Source organism: Pseudomonas sp. MWU12-3103b, assembly GCF_023100615.1.
Lineage (GTDB): Bacteria > Pseudomonadota > Gammaproteobacteria > Pseudomonadales > Pseudomonadaceae > Aquipseudomonas > Aquipseudomonas putida_A.
The window spans coordinates 229,922-249,962 of sequence record NZ_JALMEY010000006.1; the positions used below are offsets into that span (position 1 = coordinate 229,922).

18 protein-coding genes and 1 riboswitch are annotated in these 20,041 nt (G+C 61.4%); of the genes, 6 read left to right on the forward strand and 12 right to left on the reverse strand.

The window, feature by feature from the left end; genetic code table 11:
- Position 1: 1 nt before the first annotated feature.
- The 4 genes from M0808_RS12585 to M0808_RS12600 form a co-directional block, all read right to left on the reverse strand.
- Positions 2-610, reverse strand: coding sequence for a YqiA/YcfP family alpha/beta fold hydrolase (locus tag M0808_RS12585; protein WP_096794752.1), 609 nt, complete (start codon positions 608-610; stop codon positions 2-4).
- Positions 611-850: 240 nt separating this feature from the next.
- Positions 851-1,666 (reverse strand): 3',5'-cyclic-AMP phosphodiesterase, encoded by an 816-nt coding sequence (gene cpdA, locus M0808_RS12590; protein WP_139053509.1) that lies wholly within the window; start codon positions 1,664-1,666, stop codon positions 851-853.
- Positions 1,667-1,765: 99 nt separating this feature from the next.
- Complete coding sequence (locus M0808_RS12595) at positions 1,766-2,218, reverse strand: DUF1249 domain-containing protein (RefSeq protein ID WP_007967395.1); 453 nt, start codon at positions 2,216-2,218, stop codon at positions 1,766-1,768.
- Positions 2,209-2,826 (reverse strand): NUDIX domain-containing protein, encoded by a 618-nt coding sequence (locus tag M0808_RS12600; RefSeq protein WP_134785293.1) that lies wholly within the window; start codon positions 2,824-2,826, stop codon positions 2,209-2,211. Before M0808_RS12600 ends, M0808_RS12595 begins: the two co-directional genes overlap by 10 nt.
- Before the next feature lie 229 nt (positions 2,827-3,055).
- Between M0808_RS12600 and M0808_RS12605 the strand changes: the two genes are divergently transcribed.
- Positions 3,056-3,802 (forward strand): RsiV family protein, encoded by a 747-nt coding sequence (locus M0808_RS12605; RefSeq protein ID WP_027611391.1) that lies wholly within the window; start codon positions 3,056-3,058, stop codon positions 3,800-3,802.
- On the opposite strand, the gene cytX is transcribed toward M0808_RS12605, so the two are convergent.
- Positions 3,771-5,063, reverse strand: a complete 1,293-nt coding sequence (gene cytX / locus M0808_RS12610) for a putative hydroxymethylpyrimidine transporter CytX (protein ID WP_247841289.1) — start codon at positions 5,061-5,063, stop codon at positions 3,771-3,773. The two genes, M0808_RS12605 and cytX, sit on opposite strands and share 32 nt — an antisense overlap.
- A gap of 186 nt (positions 5,064-5,249) precedes the next feature.
- Entirely contained in the window at positions 5,250-7,139 is a 1,890-nt protein-coding gene (thiC, locus tag M0808_RS12615; protein ID WP_247841291.1) for a phosphomethylpyrimidine synthase ThiC, read from the reverse strand.
- 147 nt (positions 7,140-7,286) lie between these two features.
- Positions 7,287-7,392: riboswitch (TPP riboswitch) on the reverse strand.
- 205 nt (positions 7,393-7,597) lie between these two features.
- Here thiC and M0808_RS12620 point away from each other — a divergent pair.
- The gene (locus M0808_RS12620) at positions 7,598-9,031 is read left to right on the forward strand and encodes a TolC family outer membrane protein (RefSeq protein WP_097087093.1); all 1,434 of its coding nucleotides are present in this window, start codon (positions 7,598-7,600) and stop codon (positions 9,029-9,031) included.
- 168 nt (positions 9,032-9,199) lie between these two features.
- Here M0808_RS12620 and waaA read toward each other — a convergent pair whose 3' ends face one another.
- Entirely contained in the window at positions 9,200-10,474 is a 1,275-nt protein-coding gene (gene waaA / locus M0808_RS12625) for a lipid IV(A) 3-deoxy-D-manno-octulosonic acid transferase (protein WP_247841293.1), read from the reverse strand.
- A gap of 11 nt (positions 10,475-10,485) precedes the next feature.
- Positions 10,486-11,388: a LysR family transcriptional regulator gene (locus M0808_RS12630; RefSeq protein WP_096794744.1), complete on the reverse strand. Its 903-nt coding sequence runs from the start codon at positions 11,386-11,388 to the stop codon at positions 10,486-10,488.
- Between the two features lie 102 nt (positions 11,389-11,490).
- On the opposite strand from M0808_RS12630, the gene M0808_RS12635 reads away from it, so the two are divergent.
- The 4 genes from M0808_RS12635 (at position 11,491) to M0808_RS12650 (ending at position 15,012) form a co-directional block, all read left to right on the forward strand.
- A complete protein-coding gene (locus M0808_RS12635) occupies positions 11,491-11,823 on the forward strand; it encodes a multidrug efflux SMR transporter (protein ID WP_003221050.1) in 333 nt (110 codons plus the stop codon).
- A 204-nt stretch (positions 11,824-12,027) separates the two neighbouring features.
- Complete coding sequence (locus M0808_RS12640; RefSeq protein WP_027611385.1) at positions 12,028-13,203, forward strand: FAD-dependent oxidoreductase; 1,176 nt, start codon at positions 12,028-12,030, stop codon at positions 13,201-13,203.
- Complete coding sequence (locus M0808_RS12645) at positions 13,200-14,012, forward strand: aldo/keto reductase (protein ID WP_247841295.1); 813 nt, start codon at positions 13,200-13,202, stop codon at positions 14,010-14,012. Before M0808_RS12640 ends, M0808_RS12645 begins: the two co-directional genes overlap by 4 nt.
- A gap of 31 nt (positions 14,013-14,043) precedes the next feature.
- On the forward strand, positions 14,044-15,012 hold the full coding sequence (locus tag M0808_RS12650) for a hypothetical protein (RefSeq protein WP_027611383.1): 969 nt from the start codon (positions 14,044-14,046) through the stop codon (positions 15,010-15,012).
- 90 nt (positions 15,013-15,102) lie between these two features.
- On the opposite strand, the gene hldE is transcribed toward M0808_RS12650, so the two are convergent.
- The 4 genes from hldE to msbA form a co-directional block, all read right to left on the reverse strand.
- Positions 15,103-16,524 carry a bifunctional D-glycero-beta-D-manno-heptose-7-phosphate kinase/D-glycero-beta-D-manno-heptose 1-phosphate adenylyltransferase HldE gene (gene hldE / locus M0808_RS12655; protein WP_003221042.1) on the reverse strand — a complete coding sequence of 474 codons (1,422 nt, stop codon included), beginning with the start codon at positions 16,522-16,524 and terminating at the stop codon, positions 15,103-15,105.
- 102 nt (positions 16,525-16,626) lie between these two features.
- Entirely contained in the window at positions 16,627-17,238 is a 612-nt protein-coding gene (cysC, locus tag M0808_RS12660) for an adenylyl-sulfate kinase (RefSeq protein WP_247841297.1), read from the reverse strand.
- Positions 17,231-17,935 carry a sulfotransferase family 2 domain-containing protein gene (locus M0808_RS12665; protein WP_247841299.1) on the reverse strand — a complete coding sequence of 235 codons (705 nt, stop codon included), beginning with the start codon at positions 17,933-17,935 and terminating at the stop codon, positions 17,231-17,233. The genes cysC and M0808_RS12665 overlap by 8 nt, the downstream gene beginning before the upstream one ends.
- Before the next feature lie 171 nt (positions 17,936-18,106).
- Positions 18,107-19,909 (reverse strand): lipid A export permease/ATP-binding protein MsbA, encoded by a 1,803-nt coding sequence (gene msbA, locus M0808_RS12670; protein ID WP_027611379.1) that lies wholly within the window; start codon positions 19,907-19,909, stop codon positions 18,107-18,109.
- Positions 19,910-20,041 lie beyond the last annotated feature (132 nt).

A 20,041-nucleotide genomic window follows, 5' to 3' on the forward strand; every position in this document is an offset into this window, starting at 1 on the left:
TTCACAGTGCGGTGAAATCGATTGCCTGATACAAATCGGCGCCAATGCCGGCAAAACTCAACAACGCCGGTAATTGTTCGGCAAAACCCTGGTAACCATGGTCGCCGCCGGCCTGAATGCGCAAGGCGCAGGCCCGGTAATACTGCTGGGCGAGGCGATAATCCAGTGTTTCATCGCCGGTCTGCAACCACACCTGATAACGCTGTGCATCCACGGGTGCCGGCACTTCCAGCTCGGCCAGGGCCGTCACATGGTCGTGGGTCAATTCCCAGGTCTCATCGGTATACAGGTTTTTCTGTGTGCCCAGGTAGCCGTCGAACATCCGGTGCGGGCTGACCGCCGGGTTGACCAGCAGGGCTTTCAAGCCGTGGCGCTCAGCCAGGTGAGTCGCATAGTAGCCGCCGAGTGAGCTTCCCACCAGCAACGGCCGGCCCAGCTCGGCAATCGCCTGCTGCAACTGACCGATGGCTTCACGCGGGTGGTGATGCAGCGCCGGGACACGCAATTGGTCGCTCAAACCCAGCCGTTCCATCACCTCGACCAGCTGACAGGCCTTTTTCGAGGCCGGCGCGCTGTTGAAACCGTGGATATAGAGGATCGAACCGGACATTTGAGCTCCCTGGGTGTCGGCGAAAGATAGCGGAGTTTACAGGGAGAAAGCCCCTCACCCTAGCCCTCTCCCGGAGGGAGAGGGACTGAATGGGGGATATTCAAGAGCTACACCGACTTGAGCGAGTTTCAGCGAATCCATAATCGACACATTCTTTCAGGTCGATGGATAACGCCAGACACCTCGGTCAGCTCCCTCTCCCTCCGGGAGAGGGCTGGGGTGAGGGGCTCTTGATCGAAATCAGTAGCCTTCGGAGCCGTAATCGACGGTGAATTGGAAGTCGGTAACGCGCTCGACACCGGTTTCCAGCCGCCCGTCCGGCAACAGCCGCAACCAGCGATAGCCCGGCGCCTGTTCGCCGACCTTGAAGTCGTGACTGCCAGGCTCGAACTGAATGCAGGTCGATGGCGAGGCCATCAGCCGTACGCCGTTGCGTTCGCGGTCGATCTCCTGATGCACATGCCCCCACAGCACCGCGCGAGCCTGAGGAAAACGATCGAGCACGTCGAAGAATGCTTCGGGATTGCGCAAACCGATCGGCTCCGCCCAGGCACAACCCACCGGCACCGGATGATGGTGGAAACACACCAGATGATGGCGCTCTGGCGCTTCGCTCAGCGAGCGCGCCAGCAGTTGCAACTGATCATCCTGCAGATACCCCGGCACAGAGCCCGGCACCGCCGAGTCGAGCAAGGTCACGCGCCAGTTGCCGACATCAACCACTGATTCCAGTAATGCACTTTGCACCGCGGCCTGAGCCATGATTTGCGGCTCATCGTGATTGCCGGGAATCCAGCGCGCCGGCGCATCGATCTGAGCCGTCATCTCACGAAACTGTTGATACGACTCCAGAGTGCCATCCTGGGAAAGGTCCCCCGTGGCCAGAATCAAGTCGATCCGAGGTCGCTGCCTGAGCACCAGTTCGATGACCTTTTGCAGGCTCTCGCGGGTGTTCATGCCCAGCAGTGTGCCGTCCGCCTCGGCGAACAGATGACTGTCGGATAACTGCACCAGCAGCGCCGGATCGGCGGTGGTCAATGTGGATACGCTCGGCAAGGCGTTCTCCCAGGGCAAAAGCACGGAATCGGTTGAGTGCCGCAATTATGCTGGGGGATGACGCAAAGGGGAAACCGGCGAACCGGACGCAGTTCACAACTAGCGTACGACTTCGTACTCGTGCCCCAGGGCCAGACAATGGCTCAGCCATTCCCCGAGGAACAGATTGAGCTGGGCCTTTTCATCCGGCTGATGCATCGCGGCGTTCGGGTAAGGATAGATGCCGCGAAAGCGTCGTGCATGCTCGGCGCTGATCACTTCGGCCATCCGCGCATCGTGGTAGACCTGCACTTCCAGTTGCGGCACCGGCAGCCACGGCAAACTGTGTTCCTGACGCACCTGCAAAGTGGTGGTGTAGGGGCAAGTCTGCAGCACTTCGAGGGCCAGCACGCCGAGCATCTGCTCGCCCTGGGTCACGGCGATCCGCCGCGCCTCGGGGTCGTTGCGCATATCCGGCACCAGTCGCATCAGGCGCGCATAGTTGGCCTCGCAGGCGGCTTGCAGCCCGGCGAGGTCGACTCGATAGCGATCGCGCAGCTTGTTTACGACCATAACCCCCTCACTTCGGCGCGGTTCAGCGCCAGCCATTGCAAGGCGATGATGCTCGCCGCGTTGGCAATGCGTCCGTCACGGACGGCCTGCAAGGCATCTTCAAAGGCCCAGACCGTGACACGGATGTCTTCTGCTTCTTCCTCCAGCCCATGCAGGCCGCCTACGCCTTCTGTACTGCAACGCCCCAGAAACAAATGCACGTATTCGTTGCTGCCGCCCGGCGACGGGAAATATTGGGTCATCGGCCACAGGGCCTTGATGTCCAGCCCAGCTTCCTCCTGCGCCTCGCGGTGAGCAACTTCTTCCGGCACTTCGGCCTTGTCGATCAGACCGGCGACCAGCTCAACCAGCCAAGGGTTGTCGGTCTTGCCCATGGCACCGACGCGAAACTGCTCGAGCAGCACCACTTCATCGCGCTTTGGATCGTAAGGCAGCAGGCACACGGCATCGTGACGCACGAAGACTTCGCGGTTGATCTCGCGGCTCATGCCCCCGGCGAACAGTTCATGGCGCAGGTGCAAACGGTCGAGCTTGTAGAAGCCCTCGTAGCAGCGCTCTCGCTTTACGACATCGACGGTGGCCGGAGTGGCGTTGGCAAAATCTGTCATGAGCATCCTCTCTTGCTGCAAATCCAATACGAGGCTGCTTTTGGTTACTGGCGGCCTCGACTTCGCGCCATCCTAACGCGCCCGCGATGATTGATGCAGCCCCTTTACCGTCAGCGGGATGGACGGTGGAGGCGAAACCCACTCTAATTAGCTTAGTGGCGAACTGACTGCTTCGGCGAGAGTCGAAGCGGATAACTTTTTGCCTTCCCCTGTTTCAGAAAGGACGCCCATGTCGCTTTTCAAAATTGCCTCCGTGGCCGCCATCGCCCTGACCCTGGGCGCCTGCGCCAACCTGTTCCAGCCCAACTACCGCACGCCGCTGGAAACCACCCGCGATGCGTCGGAAACCCTGAAACCCGGCTGTTCCAACCCGGACTGCCCGCTGGTGAATATCGATACCGTGCACTTCGCGGCCGAGCCTGCGCTGGACGGCATTATCGAAAAACGCCTGCTGCAAATGACCCGCACCGAGCAAAACGCAGCGGTAGCGCCAACCCTGGCCGCCTATCGTGATCAATTCCTGCGCAACGCCGGCCCGCGCAACAGCAGCTATTTGCAGGCCAAGGTACGCGAGCAGCATGACGGCTTGGTGATCATCGAACTGTCGAGCTACCTCGACACCGGCGGCGCCCATGGCACGCCGGGCCGCGGTTTCATCAACTATTCGCGTCAGCAGCATAAAGTGCTGAACCTGTCGGACATGTTGCTGCCGGGTCAGGAAGAGGCGTTCTGGAAAGCGGCGCAAGTGGCGCATAACAGCTGGCTGATCAGCACCAAGCTCGATCAGGAAGCGGATTTCGTGAAGAGCTGGCCGTTCGTCAAAACCCCGAACGTGGCGCTGACCTACGGTGGCGTGATCCTCAAGTACGACGTGAGCACCATCGCGCCTTACGCGCTGGGCCACGTCGAACTGAAGATTCCTTACCCGCGTCTGAACGGCATTCTCAAACCCGAGCTGTTTCCCGGCCGTAACTGAACGCCCGACCGAGCACCAGTTGCAACAGCCCTGCCAGCACCAGTGCCGGCAGGGTCGCGCCGACATCCGGATACAGATTCGCCAGCAAGTGGTAGGTGCTGATCCCGCCCAGCCACGCCAGCAGCGCCGGCCAGCGCAATGCGGCTGACGCCACCTGAGCGCTGCGCTTGCGCAGGATGAAGTGATCCACCAGCACCACGCCGAACAGCGGCGCGAACACCGAACCGATCAGCAACAGGAAGTTCTGGTACTGCGCCAATGGCGCCAGCAGTGCAATCAGGGTGCAGATCACGCCGATGGCCAAGGCCAGATGCTCGACTTTCAAGCGCAACAGAATCCCGCTCGACACCGCTGCCGAATGAATGTCGGCGAAAGCGTTTTCCGACTCATCCAGCAGAATCAGCAACAGCGGAATGCCCAGACCGGCCCCGGCCAGTGCCAGCAGTAACGCATTGACTTCACCACTCGGCGCAAACGCCAGGGTGTAGGCCACGCCGAGACTCATCAACCAGAAGTTACCGATAAAGAAACCGATCGCAGTGCCGCCGAACACGTGCTTCGCACGCTTGCCAAAGCGCGAGTAATCGGCGATCAGCGGCAGCCACGACAACGGCATGGCGATGGCAATGTCGAAGCCCACGGCGAACGGCATCGAACCGTCCCCGGCACGCGCCCAGAGTGCCGCCAGATCAGCCTTGGTGAACAGATTCCAGGTCAGCCAGATGCACGCGGCCAGAATCAGCCAGATGCCCCACTTGCGCAGGATCTTACGCACGAACGTCAGCGGCCCGCTGACCGCGAGCAAAGTCGCCAGCGCGCCGAAACACAAGGTCCAGAGCATCGGGCTGGCCCACAGCGAACCCTCGCTGAACGCGCGAGTGCCGAGCAGGCTGGCAGCGTCACGCATGACGATGATTTCGAACGAGCCCCAACCGATCAGTTGCAGCAGGTTGAGCAGCGCCGGCAGGCTCGCGCCTTTGCTGCCGAGGCTCAGTTTCAGTGCGGCCATCGAGGACAGACCGGTATCGCTGCCGATCACGCCGACAGCGGCCAACAGCAGCACGCCAACCAGCGTGCCTAGGAAAATCGCCAGCAGCGAACCGGAAAGGCCCAGACCCGGCGCGAGCAAGGCGCCGGTCTGCAATACCATCAAGCCGATGCCGAGGGAAAACCACAGGGAAAACAGATCGCGACCGCCGAATACTCGCTTGTCGGCGGGTACGGCGAGGTCGGGGGAATAAGTGCCGGGTTGAATGCTCAAGGTGTTATCTCAGAGGAGTATTTTTGTCATTGAGATCCCTGGCGCCTGTTCTGACGTCTTCGCGAGCAAGCCCGCTCCCACACTGGATCGCCTGTGAACACAAGTTTTGTGAACAACTGGATTCAAATGTGGGAGCGGGCTTGCTCGCGAAGGGGCCAGCACAGACACCGCAGACTTCAGGTCAGATCAAACCTTCTTGTACAGCTGACTGCCTTCCTTCTTGAACCGCTCGGCCTGTTCCGCAAGGCCTTGGGCGACGTCCACGTCGACCGCGTCGATCCGCTGGTTGGCCGCGTATTCACGGACTTCCTGAGTGATCTTCATCGAGCAGAATTTCGGCCCGCACATCGAGCAGAAGTGCGCGACCTTGGCCGAGTCCTTCGGCAGGGTTTCATCGTGATACGAACGTGCAGTGTCCGGGTCGAGACCGAGGTTGAACTGGTCTTCCCAACGGAATTCGAAACGCGCCTTGCTCAAGGCGTTGTCGCGAATCTGCGCGCCCGGATGCCCTTTGGCCAGGTCCGCTGCGTGGGCGGCGATCTTGTAGGTGATGATCCCGGTCTTCACGTCATCCTTGTTCGGCAAGCCGAGGTGTTCCTTCGGCGTCACGTAGCAGAGCATGGCGCAACCGAACCAGCCGATCATCGCCGCACCGATACCCGAGGTGATGTGGTCGTAACCCGGCGCAATATCGGTGGTCAGCGGGCCGAGGGTATAGAACGGCGCCTCGTCGCAGCACTCAAGCTGCTTGTCCATGTTCTCTTTGATCAACTGCATCGGCACATGGCCCGGGCCTTCGATCATGCATTGCACGTCGTGTTTCCAGGCGATCTTGGTCAGCTCGCCGAGGGTCTCCAGCTCGCCGAATTGCGCTTCGTCGTTGGCGTCGGCAATCGAGCCCGGACGCAGGCCATCGCCCAGCGAGAAGCTGACGTCGTAGGCCTTCATGATTTCGCAGATTTCGTCGAAGTGGGTGTAGAGGAAGTTCTCTTTGTGGTGCGCCAGGCACCACTTGGCCATGATCGAACCGCCACGGGAAACGATGCCGGTCACGCGTTTGGCGGTCAGCGGCACGTAGCGCAACAGCACGCCGGCGTGGATGGTGAAGTAGTCGACGCCCTGCTCGGCCTGCTCGATCAGCGTGTCGCGGAACAGCTCCCAGGTCAGGTCTTCAGCGACGCCGTTGACCTTCTCCAGCGCCTGATAGATCGGCACGGTACCGATCGGCACCGGCGAGTTGCGGATGATCCATTCGCGGGTTTCGTGAATGTGTTTGCCGGTGGACAGGTCCATCACGGTGTCCGAACCCCAGCGAATGCCCCAGGTCAGTTTCGCCACTTCTTCTTCGATGGACGAACCCAGGGCGCTGTTGCCGATGTTGCCGTTGATCTTCACCAGGAAGTTACGGCCGATGATCATCGGTTCCAGTTCGACGTGGTTGATGTTGGCCGGAATGATCGCGCGACCACGGGCGATTTCTTCGCGGACGAATTCAGCGGTGATTTCTTTCGGGATGCTCGCGCCGAAGCTGTGGCCGGCGTGTTGCTGAGTCAACAGGCCAGCGGCGCGGGCTTCTTGCAGCTTCATGTTTTCGCGGATGGCGACGTATTCCATCTCGGCGGTGATGATGCCTTTGCGCGCGTAGTGCATCTGGCTGACGTTGGCCCCGGCCTTGGCGCGGCGCGGGCTGTTGACGTGGGCGAAACGCAGCTTGGTCAGTTCAGGGTCGGCGAGGCGCTCCTGACCGAAGTTGGAACTCAGGCCTGGCAAACGCTCGGTGTCGCCACGGTCGTCGATCCACGCCGAACGCACGTCGCCCAGACCTTTGCGCACGTCGATCACCACGTTCGGATCGGTGTACGGGCCCGAGGTGTCGTAGACGGTGACCGGCGCGTTGATTTCGCCGCCGAAGTCGGTCGGGGTCACATCGAGGGTGATTTCGCGCATCGGCACGCGGATGTCCGGGCGCGAGCCCTGAACGTAGACTTTTTGCGAACGGGTGAACGGCTGAACCGACTGCTCATCGACCTTGGCCGAGTCACTCAGGTTGATCGCGTTTTTTGCTTTTGTAGTCATCACGGGCTCTCCAGACAGCATCCAGGCAAATGGATTGTCGGAGCAGAACCTGAAAGGCACGGACGCACCAGGACTGGTGCTGTGCATCGTCGTCGAGCGTTCGATTGTCGAACAATTTCCCGGACGAAGCACAAGAGGACTCGCCGGGTGACGAGAAATCTTGTTCCCTACGCAGGCGCTAACCTGATCAGGTTCAACGGGATCCGAAATTATTCGATCTCAGCCTCATAGCAAGGCACCCCGACAAGAACCCGGCCAGTCTAGACACAACCAGCAAAGAACGCCAACACCGCGGCAAACACCATGATGAATGGCGCAATTACCGGGACTTGCAGGATTGTTGCCGCACGATTGCGCAACTACACTCGCTGTGCCCTGCGCGCCTTGACGCTGCCGGGGCCGCGCCGTAGCCTTGGCGCGCACATTATTTCCGTAATATTTTTGCTAGGGATCGCCTCATGCTGCGCAAACTTTCACTGGCTCTTGCCGTGTCTTGTGCGTCCAACGCAATGGCCTGGGCAGCAGAAGCGCCCTTGTCGACCAAGACCGACCTGGTCAGCGTCTATCAGGAAGCCGTCGACAACAACGCCGATCTGGCCGCCGCCCGCGCCCAGTACGGAGCGCAAAAGGAAGTGGTGCCGCAGGCCCGTGCCGGCTTGCTGCCGAACTTGTCTGGCGGCGCCGAAGTGGCGGACGTGCGCACCTCGATCGACCAGCCTTCAGCCATTGCCAATCGCAGCGCGCATTCCTATCAGGCGACCCTGGCCCAGCCGTTGTTCCGCGCCGATCGCTGGTTCCAGTACCAAGCGGCGAAAGACGTCAACGAACAAGCCGCCCTGCAACTCTCGGCCACCGAACAGAACCTGATTCTGCAATCGGCTGAAAGCTACTTCAACGTGCTGCGCAGTCAGGACAACCTGGCCTCGACCAAGGCTGAAGAAGCCGCGTTCAAGCGTCAGCTCGACCAGTCCAACGAGCGTTTCGATGTCGGCCTGTCGGACAAGACCGATGTCCTGCAATCGCAGGCCAGTTACGACACCGCGCGCGCCAACCGTATCGTTGCGCAGCGTCAGGTCGATGATGCGTTCGAAGCGCTGATCACCCTGACCAACCGTCAGTACAACTCGATTCAGGGCATCGTCCACACGCTGCCGATCCTGCCGCCGGCGCCAAACGACGCCAAGGCCTGGGTCGACACGGCGGGCAAACAGAACCTCAATCTGCTGGCGAGCAACTTTGCGGTCAGCTCCGCCGAACAGACCCTCAAACAGCGCAAGGCCGGTCACCTGCCGACCCTCGATGCCGTGGCCAAATACGAAAAGGGTGACAACGACGCCCTCGGTTTCGCCAACCCGAACGCCTTCGGTACGCCGTACAGTGGCAACGTCGAGCAAAGCACCCTGGGCCTGCAACTGAACATTCCGATCTACAGCGGTGGGCTGACCAGTTCGCAAGTGCGTCAGTCCTATGCGCAACTGGATCAGAGCGAGCAACAGCGCGAATCCCTGCGTCGGCAGGTGGTGGAAAACACCCGCAACCTGCACCGCGCGGTGAACACCGATGTCGAGCAGGTGCAGGCGCGCCGCCAGTCGATCATCTCCAACCAGAGCGCGGTGGAAGCCACGGAAATCGGTTACCAGGTGGGTACGCGCAACATCGTTGACGTGCTCGACGCCCAGCGCCAGCTGTACACCTCGGTGCGCAACTACAACAACACCCGCTACGACTACATCCTCGACAACCTGCGCTTGAAGCAGGCGGCAGGAACGTTGAATCCGGGTGACTTGCAAGACCTGGCGCGCTATCTGAAGGCCGACTACAACCCGGACAAGGACTTCCTGCCACCGGATCTGGCCAAGGCAGCGGAAGCACAGCTCAAGGCGCGCCCCTAAACAATCTGGAAAATCCCCTGTGGCGAGGGGATTTATCCCCGATGGGGCGCGTAGCAGCCCCAAAACCATTCACCGCGGTGATTCAGTCTGATATGGCAAGCAGGGTTAACGACTGCTGCGCAGCCGATCGGGGATAAATCCCCTCACCACAATAAATGTTCCGGGCGACTATTTGATCAACCGGCCCAAGCCATCCAGCAACCGCTGCAGCGCCCCCTGATTACGCCGCATCACCGCCAGCCCCGCCTCGGCCATGCGCTGGGCATCGCGCGGCAATTCGAACAAGCGCTGCACTTCCACCGCCAGCCCTTCGGCATCATCCACTTCGGCCAGCGCGCCGGCTTCACGCAATTGCGCGGCGATGTCGAGGAAGTTGAATAGATGCGGGCCGCTGAGCACCGGTTTTGCCAGTGCTGCCGGCTCCAGCAGGTTATGCCCGCCGTTGGGCACCAGGCTGCCGCCGACGAAAGCACTGTCAGCCAACGCATAGAGAAACAGCAGCTCGCCCATGGTGTCGCCGAGCAGCACTGAAGTGTCCGCTTCGACGTTGGCACCGGTGGAACGGCGCACCGTGGCAAAGCCTTCACGCTGGCACAATTCGAACACCGAGTTGAAGCGCTCGGGATGGCGCGGCACCAGGATCAGCAATGCGTTCGGGTAGTTCGCCAACAGCCGGCGATGGGCGTCGAGCACCACTTCGTCTTCGCCTTCGTGGGTACTCGCAGCGATCCACACCGGGCGCTCGAGCGCCTGCCATTGGCCGCGCAACTCATGGGCGCGCTGCAGCAGTTGCGGGTCGATGGTCAGGTCGAACTTGATCGAGCCAGTGACCTCGACCGCCTGCGGACGCGCGCCGAGATCGCGGAAGCGCTGGGCTTCAGCCTCGGTCTGCACCGCGAAAAAACTCATTTCAGCGAGCATCGGCGCGGTCAGCTTAGTGAAACGGCCATAACCCCGGGCCGATCGTTCGGACAACCGGCCGTTGGCCAGCGCCACCGGAATCCCGCGCTTGGCGCACTGATGGATGTGGTTGGGCCACAGTTCGGTTTCCATGATCACCGCCAGTTTCGGTTTGGCGTGATCAAGAAAACGCGCCGCTGCGCACGGCAAGTCGTAGGGCAGATAACAATGCTGGATGCGCGGTTCGCCGGCGAACAACGCCTGAATCCGTTCCGATCCGGTCGGCGTCATGCAGGTCACGGTGATCGGCAGCTGTGGATAACGCTGCAGCAAGGCGCGAATCATCGGCGCGGCGGCAATGCTTTCGCCCACCGACACCGCGTGCACCCAGATCCCGCCGGGTTGCAGTGGTGGCATCCCGTAGGAGAAGCGCTCGCCAATCCGTTTGGCATACGCCGGGGCCTTGCGCGAGCGCAGCCACAGCCGAATCGCCACCAATGGCAGCCCCAGGTAAAACAGCGCGGTGTAGAGAGTTCTATTCATGGCGGCGGAGTTTATCGACTTTTGTCGCCAATCGCCCGCAAGTGCACGGCAAAACGTTCAGCCAGCCAGCGCGCAGCCGGGCCGAGGGGTTCATCCCGGCGCCAGACCAGCTCCACCACCAACGCCGGCGGGGTCCATTCGCTGTCCAGTTCGACCATCAGGCCCTGATAAGCCGAATACTGCACCACATGCCGGGGTAGCCAGGCCCAGCCCAGATCCCGCACCAACCATTCGGCCATCACGTAGAAACTGTCAGCGCGCCAGACTTGCGGGCTAGCCGGTTCGTTGCCGGGGTAGACGCTGGTCTGCGTCGACATCAGCAGTTGCCGATGCTGCGCCAGTTGCTGGCAGGTGACGTAGGACTGCGTCGCCAGCGGATGATTGATCCCGCAGACGGTGACCATTTCCACCCGGCCCAATACCCGACGCTCCAGCGCTTCGGGAATTTCGTCGTGATAGAACAGCAGGCCCAGATCAGCGCGACGCTCGACCAGTTTGCGTGCGACTTCACCCTGGGCGGCGCTGGTCAGTTGCACTTCGAGGCTGGGAAATTGCTCGGCCAGCGCATCGAAGCTTTCCACCAGTGCCTGATACGGCATCGCTTCATCCTGCGCCACGCGCAACTGCGCTTCCTGGCCGCGCATCATCGCCATCGCCCGACCATTGAGGCGCTCGCATTGGCGCAGCACTTCCCGGGCTTCTTCGAGCAGTGCTTCGCCCGCTTCGGTGAGCCTGGGTGAGCGACCACTGCTACGCTCGAACAGGCTGACTCCCAAATCATCTTCCAGCATGGCAATCGCACTGCTGATCGCCGACTGTGCCTTGCGTTGCTGGCGCGCCACGGCAGAAAACGAGCGCTGTTCGGCGACGCTGACGAAGGCGCGCAGTTGTTCCAGATTCCACAGGGTATTCATGCTGCAACCCATCTTCAAAACAGATAGGTAATGACTTTACCCCATCTGGAGAGCGACTAGAATGCCGCCTCAGCAAGCAACGTTTTACATGAGGATTTACACATGAACGCCTACGCCTTTCTGGCCATCGCCATCTGCGCCGAAGTGATCGCCACCGTTTCGATGAAAGCGGTCAAAGGCCTGAGCACCCCGCTGCCGCTGATTCTGGTGATCGTCGGCTACGGGATTGCTTTCTGGATGCTGACGCTGGTGGTGCGCACTGTGCCGGTGGGAGTCGCCTACGCCGTGTGGGCGGGCATGGGCATCGTCATGGTCAGCGTCGCAGCGCTGTTCATTTATGGGCAGAAGCTGGACGTGCCGGCGATGCTCGGAATGGCGCTGATCGTGCTCGGCGTGGTGGTCATCCAGCTGTTCTCCAAGACTGCCGGGCACTGATTTGCAGTAACGCAAATCCCCTGTGGAAGCGGGCTTGCTCGCGAAGGCGGTGTGGCAACAACATTTCTGTTAACTGACACAGCGCATTCGCGAGCAAGCCCGCTCCCACATTTGGTTTTGCATCTGCCCTGTTGATCATCGACAAATCCCGCTCTTTCCCGAGTCTGTATACTGCGCCCTCGTCTTGAACACTGAGGTCGTTGCATGCCATCCGTTATTTCCACCGACGTTCTGATTGTCGGCGCTGGTGTCGCCGGCCTCTGGCTGAACGCGCGTCTGCGCCGTCAGGGTTTTTCGACCGTGCTGGTGGAAAGCGCCAGTCTCGGCGGCGGGCAGAGCGTGAAGTCCCAGGGCATCATCCACGGCGGCGCCAAGTATGCGCTGCACGGTGCGCTGACCGGCGCCTCGGAAGCCATCGCCGACATGCCGCGCCGCTGGCGTGAAGCGCTGGCCGGCAACGGCGAGCTGGACCTGTCCGGCGTGCGCCTGTTGTCCGAAGCGCATTACCTGTGGTCGCCCGGCACCCTCGCCGGCAACCTCACCAGTTTCTTCGCCAGCAAAGCCGTGCGTGGCCGGGTCGATCAGGTCAAGGGCGATCAACTGCCGCCGGCCCTGCAAGACAAGCGCTTCAAGGGCAAGGTCTATCGCCTCGCCGAACTGGTGGTCGACGTGCCGAGCTTGATCCAGCGCCTGGCCGATCTGGCCGGTGACGGCCTGCTCGCCGGGCAAACCATCGAGCCGCTGCTGGAAGCCGGTGTGCTGGTCGGCCTGAAAGTCGACGGTCGCGAGATCCGTGCTCAGCGCATCGTCCTCAGTGCCGGCGCCGGCACTGCCCGATTGCTGGAAGACCTGGGCCTGACTCATCCGCAGATGCAACGCCGGCCGCTGCACATGATCATCGCCAAAGGCCCGGGCCTTAAACCGTTGTACGCCCATTGCCTGGGCGGCGGCACTAAACCGCGCATCACCGTGACCACGCACCCGGCCGCTGACGGTCAGTGGGTCTGGTACATGGGCGGTGACATCGCCGAAAGCGAAGGCGTGGCGCGCGAACCTGCCGAACAGATCGCCACGGCGCAAAAGGAGATCGCACAGCTGTTGCCGTGGATTGACCTCAGCACCACGCAATGGGCGACCTTGCGTGTCGATCGCGCCGAGCCCCTGCAAACCGGCCTGACCCGTCCGGACAACGCCTTCCTCGCCGAGGAGGGTCGCCTGCTGGTGGGCTGGCCGACCAAACTCGCACTGGCGCCGGACTTCGCCGACCGGGTCATCGCCTCGCTGGAGCGCGACGGCATTCAGCCACAAGCCGCCGAACCTTTGCCGGCGTTGCCAAAACCACCGATGGGCGTTCCAGCCTGGGAGCAACTGCTGCCATGAGCGTAGCGACCCTGCACGAACTGCATCGCCCCTTGGGCAGCACCGGCCTGATGGTTTCACCGCTGGGCCTGGGCACGGTCAAACTCGGCCGCGACCAAGGGGTGAAATACCCCAACGGTTTCCAGATCCCCGACGATGACGCGGCACGCATGCTGCTCAATCAGGCCAAAGGGCTGGGCATCAACCTGATCGACACCGCCCCGGCCTATGGTCGCAGCGAAGAACGCCTCGGCCCGCTGTTGCGCGGCCAGCGGCAGGACTGGGTAATCGTCAGCAAGGTCGGTGAAGAGTTTGCCGACGGCCTGTCGCGCCATGACTTCAGTGCGGCGCATACGCGGATGTCGGTGGAGCGCAGCCTGCAACGTCTTGAAACCGATTTTATCGACCTGGTGCTGGTGCACTCCGACGGCAACGATCTGGCCATCCTCGAACACGAAGAGGTCTACGCCACCCTCGCCGCACTCAAGGCCGAGGGCAAGATTCGCGGTTTCGGCTTCTCCGGCAAAACGGTCGAGGGCGGACTCAAGGCGTTGGAGCAAGGGGACTGCGCGATGGTCACCTACAATCTGAACGAACAGAACGAGAAGGCAGTCATTGACTATGCTGCTGCCCACGGCAAAGCCATTCTGGTGAAAAAAGCCCTGGCCAGCGGCCATGTATGTCTGAGTCCGGGCGTGGATCCGGTGCGCGCCAGCTTCGAGTTGTTGTTCCAGCAGCCCGGCGTGGCCAGTGCTATTGTCGGGACGATCAATCCGCTGCACCTCGCCCATAACGTTGCGACCGTTGCCCAGGTCCTCCGTGGTCACTGACGCCGCCCCGCGGCCTTAAGCAGGAGCCGACATGCCGCGCACGCTCATCAGAAAGAACCCGAGCAACTTCAAGACGCTGCCGCTGTTCGTCGAGGCCACGCCCGAAGGCCTGACGTATCAGAGCGTCGGCATGCCGCTGAATTTCGCCCAGACCCTGCAGCGGCGCAAACCGGTGAGCGTGGCGGATGCCGAGCGCTTTGCGGTGGAACTGGCCAACCTCGGGGTCTCTGTGCGCCTGACCCTGCACTGGCAGAATCGCGATTACTGGGTGCTGGTGCGCCAGCGTCGGCAGGATCGCGGCGATGTGGTGCTCAAGCTGATTTCCGGTTACGTGCCTGCTCAAGAACTGAACATCCCGCTGCACACGGCGATTCAGGAAATTGCCGAAGAGTGCCTGCTGGAAACCCCGGAAGGCTGGCTCGGCGGGCGCTTCAACGACACCTGGCTACCCGCACCCTACGCCTCCGCCCTGCATTATCGCGAGGCCCTGCCGTTTCGCCTGACGCCGCAGTCCGGTTCGGCGCGACCGGTGCGCTGCGCCAATCTGCAATTGCTCGAACGACCGCGGGCCTACGTGCATCTGCCGACAGCATCGCTGCAACTTATCTATGACTTGCGCCTGGACGTGCCAAAGGAAGCCAAATCCCTGAGTCTGTTTCACGTCGATGAACGCCTGGAAGGTGATCAACTGGTGGCGCGACTGGACCGCAAGCGCCCGGATTTGTACCTGATGCCGTTGCAGGACGGCGAACCGCTGGCCGAGCTGTATACCTTGAAGAAAGGTCAGCTGTCTCCGGCGGGCACGCGCGGTCTGTATCTGGCCGAAAGTTTTGCCAGACAGGATGGCTGGCTGGTGCGTGACGAGCGGATTCGCTGGAAGGACTGGTTACGCCAACAAGGCCTGACCCCGCCGGAGAAACCCACGGGACTGGCGCGGTTGCGCGGCAAGGCCAGGCAATTGCTGAAGAAGATCGTACCGCGCAAGAAAGTCAGTTCCTGAAACGCAAAAGATCGCCGCCTGCGGCAGCTCCTACAGGGAAACGCATTCCAATGTAGGAGCTGTCGCAGGCGGCGATCTTTTTAGCTTGAATCAGTTACCGCGGATTTTTTCCACGATCGCCGTGGTCGAGCTGTTTTCCACCAGACCCAGCACTTTCACCGTGCCGCCGTAAGCCTTGACGATATCGGCACCAACAACCTGGTCGATACCGTAATCACCGCCCTTGACCAGCACATCCGGCTTGACCTCGCGCAGCAGGTTTTCCGGGGTGCCTTCGGGGAAGCTGATCACCCAGTCCACCGCACCGAGGCCGGCGAGTACCGCCATGCGTCGGTCGACACTGTTGATCGGACGTCCCGGCCCCTTCAGGCGGCTGACGGAGGCGTCATCGTTGATCGCCACGATCAGACGGTCGCCCTGGGCGCGCGCCTGCTCGAGGTAGGTCACGTGCCCGGCATGCAGAATGTCGAAGCAGCCGTTGGTGAAGACGATGCGCTCGTTATGCGCACGGGCATCGGCCACTGCCAGCACCAGCTGTTCCAGACCTAGCACCCCACGCTCCGAACCTTCTTCACGCTGAATCGCGCGGCGCAGTTCCGGGGCGCTGATCGCCGCAGTACCGAGTTTGCCGACCACGATGCCCGCCGCCAGATTGGCCAGCGCCACCGCGTGCGGCAGTTCTTCACCGGCAGCGATCGCCGCCGCCAGGGTGGAAATCACCGTGTCGCCGGCACCGGTCACGTCGAACACTTCGCGGGCACGGGCCGGCAAGTGCAGCGCCGGATGCTCCGGACGCAGCAGGGTCATGCCGTGTTCACCACGGGTGACCAGCAGCGCGCCGAGCTCGAGATCGTGCATCAGGGTCGCGCCCTTGCTCACCAGTTCGTGCTCATCGGCGCAACCGCCAACGATGGCCTCGAACTCACTGAGGTTCGGCGTGATCAGGCTCGCACCACGGTAGATCGAAAAATCCTTGCCCTTGGGATCGGCCAGCACCGGAATGCCTTTGGCCCGGGCCGCCTGAATCAAGGCCTGATGATTCTTCAGCGCGCCTTTGCCGTAGTCCGACAGCACCAGCACCTTGATGCCTTCGAGCAGATCATCGACCTGCGAGGCCAGGGCCAGCGCATCGGTGGCAAACGGTTCTTCAAAGTCGATACGCAGCAACTGCTGGTGCCGGCTCATGACCCGCAGTTTGACGATGGTCGGCTGGTGCGCGATGCGCTGGAACAGCGCGCGCACGCCCGCGCCCTTGAGACTGTTGCTCAAGCTGTCGGCGGCTTCGTCGTCGCCGGTCACACCGACCAGTGACGCCGGCGCGCCCAGCGCGGCAATGTTCAAGGCAACGTTGGCAGCACCGCCCGGGCGGTCTTCGATTTGCTCGACTTTTACGACCGGTACCGGTGCCTCAGGGGAAATCCGTGAGGTTCCACCATGCCAGTAACGGTCGAGCATGACATCGCCGACCACCAAGACTGGGGCTTGATCGAATCGCGGCATGGACAACTTCATGGAGCAACCCACATACAAAATGAACAGGGGCGCGATATTAACACAGGGTTGGCGCAGGCTTGCGTGCAGCCTGCAACAGGATGAAACAGTCCGTTACTTTGCTCATTTTTTGAGCACCAGTGCCGCCAGTTGTCCACAGGCTTCGGACAATTCCAGCGCCTCGGTGTCGATTTGCCACTCGGCTGCCAATGGCGCTTCGTAAGGACTGTCCACGCCCGTAAAGTGCTTGATCCGACCTTCCCGTACGGCCTGATACAAACCTTTCGGATCGCGACGGGCGCAGACTTCCAGCGAAGTGCTGACGTGCACTTCAATGAACTCATCCTGCGCAAACAGCCTGCGCGCGGCGTCGCGTTCGGCGCGGAACGGCGAAATGGCCGCAACGATCACAATCAGCCCGGCGTCGACCATCAACCGCGCCACCTCGGCCATACGCCGGATGTTTTCCCGGCGGCAGAGATCGCTCATGCCCAGGTCGCGGCACAGGCCATTGCGCACATTGTCGCCATCGAGCAAAAAGGTGTGCAGACCCGACGCATGCAGGTGCAGTTCGAGGGCATTGGCCAGGGTTGACTTGCCGGCGCCGGAAAGTCCGGTCAACCACAGGCAGCGTGGGTGTTGTGCCTTGAGCGCTGCCCGGGCCAGGTGCGAGAGCGCCAGACCGTAAGGCCGAATGGCGAGCTTCTGTAGCGGCAGTGACAGGGACTCATTCATACCCGAGCAACTCGTAATCACGCTGATAAACCCGACGTACCAGACGCTGGGTGCGCACCGAACAGAACTCGCGCGCCGGCATCGATTGCCGTTCCCGCGAGCCGTTGACGTGAGGCAACTCGCCAGTCAGCCCCAACTGTTCGCAAACCAGACGAAAATCCCGCGTCAGGTGTTCCTGATAACCGATGAAGTCCAGCGCCAGATGCCCCAGCGAGTCCGTCAGAAAGTCGGTCTGCGCGGCAAAGTGCAATTGCCGGGCAATCGTTTCCGGATGCAGCCAGCGCGCGACAAAATCGTCGAAATCCCGGTACTGCCGCACCAGCCGTTGCGCCATATGGTCACGCGCGCTCAACTCGTTGCCACGCAAAAAGGCGTAGGCCGAATAGGCACGTTCCAGCGGGTCGCGAACAAAAGCGAACTTGAAGGCGTTGGCGAACTGCTCGGGAAACTGCTCTTCATACCAATACAGCGGCAAGTGCCCGGGTCGCCAGCCGTCGAACAGCGCCGTGCAAACGCTGCTGCCGGCGCATTTCGGAACATGGATAAACAGGCAGGAGCGCTGCTGGAAGGCCTGAGGAAACGTCAGGTTGGCCGACATCGACTTGTTCACCACCTGCCGATCGACCACCGACAGGCGCCCGAGCAGAAAAGCCCGCTGTGGCTTGGGCAGCAGTTTCCAGAGATAGCGTTGCAGCATGAAAGCACCCGCGCGACGGGGATGGCCCCCTCGATGGAAGTCAGAGTTCGTTGAGGAACCTTAACAAGCGCGGTGCCAGGTTTTATTCCGGTTTGGTCAAGAAGGGTAAAGGTCTGGATACAAACGACTGTGGGAGCGAGCAGGCTCGCTCCCACAGGGCAGGGCCTGGAGTCAGGCGATATCTTCGGCCGGGGCATCGAGGCCCATGGCGTTGAGGCGCGCGTAGTAACCATTTTGCGCCAGCAACTGGTCGTGGGTGCCGCGCTCGACGATGCGCCCCTGATCCATGACCAGAATCAGGTCGGCCTTCTCGATGGTCGACAGACGGTGAGCGATCACCAGCGTGGTACGCCCCTTCATCACCTGATCCAGTGCCGCCTGAATGTGCCGTTCGGACTCGGTGTCGAGTGCCGAGGTGGCCTCGTCGAGAATCAGCAGCGGGGCATTCTTCAGCAACGCACGGGCAATCGCCAGACGCTGGCGCTGTCCACCGGAAAGCAAGACGCCGTTCTCGCCGACCTGGGTGTCCAGGCCTTGCGGCAACTGCGAAATGAAGTCCATCGCGTAGGCATCACGCGCGGCTTTTTCAATGTCTTCACGCGGCGCACCGGCCAGATCGCCATAAGCGATGTTGTTGGCCACGGTGTCGCTGAACAGAGTGACGTGCTGAGTCACCTGAGCGATGTGACGACGCAGGTTGAGCAGTTTGTACTGTTCGACTTCCACATCGTCGATGAGGATTTCGCCCTTGTCGTGGTGATAGAAACGCGGAATCAGGTTGGCCAGCGTCGACTTGCCGCTGCCCGAACGCCCGACCAGTGCGACCATCTGCCCTGGCTGGACCGAGAAACTGATGTCGTCCAGCACCTGGCGTTCGGTGCCAGGGTAGGTGAAGCTGAGGTTGCGCACGTCCAGACGACCGCTCACCGCATCGCGCTCGACGGTGCCGGTGTCGACTTCCGGCTCGACATCCAGTTGCTCGAAAATGCTCTCGGCACCGGCCACGCCTTTCTGAATGGTCGAGCTGACTTCGGACAATTGACGGATCGGCTTGGGCAGCAGGCCCGCCAGCGTGATGTAGGCGACCATGTCACCGGCCGAGGCGTCACCGCGCAGGTACAGCACCAGGAACATCAGCACGGCCATGGCGGTGTAGATCACCAGTTGCAGCATCGGCGTGTAGATCGCGCCGGTACGGGTCATGCGCAGTTGCTTGTCGGTGTTGCCCTGGCTGGCATCGAGGAAGCGCTTTTCTTCATAGGCCTCGCCGCCGAAGCTGCGAACCACGCGATAACCCTGGATGGTTTCCGAGGCCACATGCGTGACATCGCCCATCGCCAGCTGGATCTTCTTGCTCTGCTTGCGGAATTTCTTGCTGGCGGTGCGCACCATTACGGCGATCAGCGGCAGGATCGCCACCATCACCAGGGTCAGCTTCCAGTTCATGAACAACAGCGAGGCAAACAGGAAGATCACCGTCATGCCTTCACGGATTACGACCTTGATCGCATCTGTTGCCGCCCCCGTGACCATCGTCACGTTGAAGGTGATACGCGAAATCAGATGACCGGAGTTATGCTTGTCGAAATAGCGGTTAGGCAGCACCAACAGGTTGTTGAACAACTGCACACGCAAGTCATGCACCAGCCCGAGGGAAACCTTGGCCAGGAAATAGTTGCCCAGATAGGAGCCCAGCCCCTGCCACGCGGCGATCAGGATGATCAACAGCGGCACGGCCTGCAGCAGCTGCAGGTCACGCAGGTAGGGCACGGAAGGAAACAGCACCGCTTCAGGGTTGGACAGGCCATCGACAAAGTACTTGAGGATGTAGCCAAGCATCGGTTGCGTCGAGGCGAAAATCAGAAAGCCGACGATGCTGATCAGGAACAGACTGATGTACGGCCGGACATAGCCGAGCAGGCGGAAGTAGATTTTCAAGCTCGATGGGCTTGCGGCGGGACTGGAATCGGTCATATCACGCGAAAGTCGATAAAAAGGACGCTGACTTTAGCACAGCTTCTTCAGGGTTCTGGCAATCGGCGAAAGGCTGTTATTGTTATGCACCTCTTCTGCATCAAATAGCCATCACTCGAATGGTCGATCAAC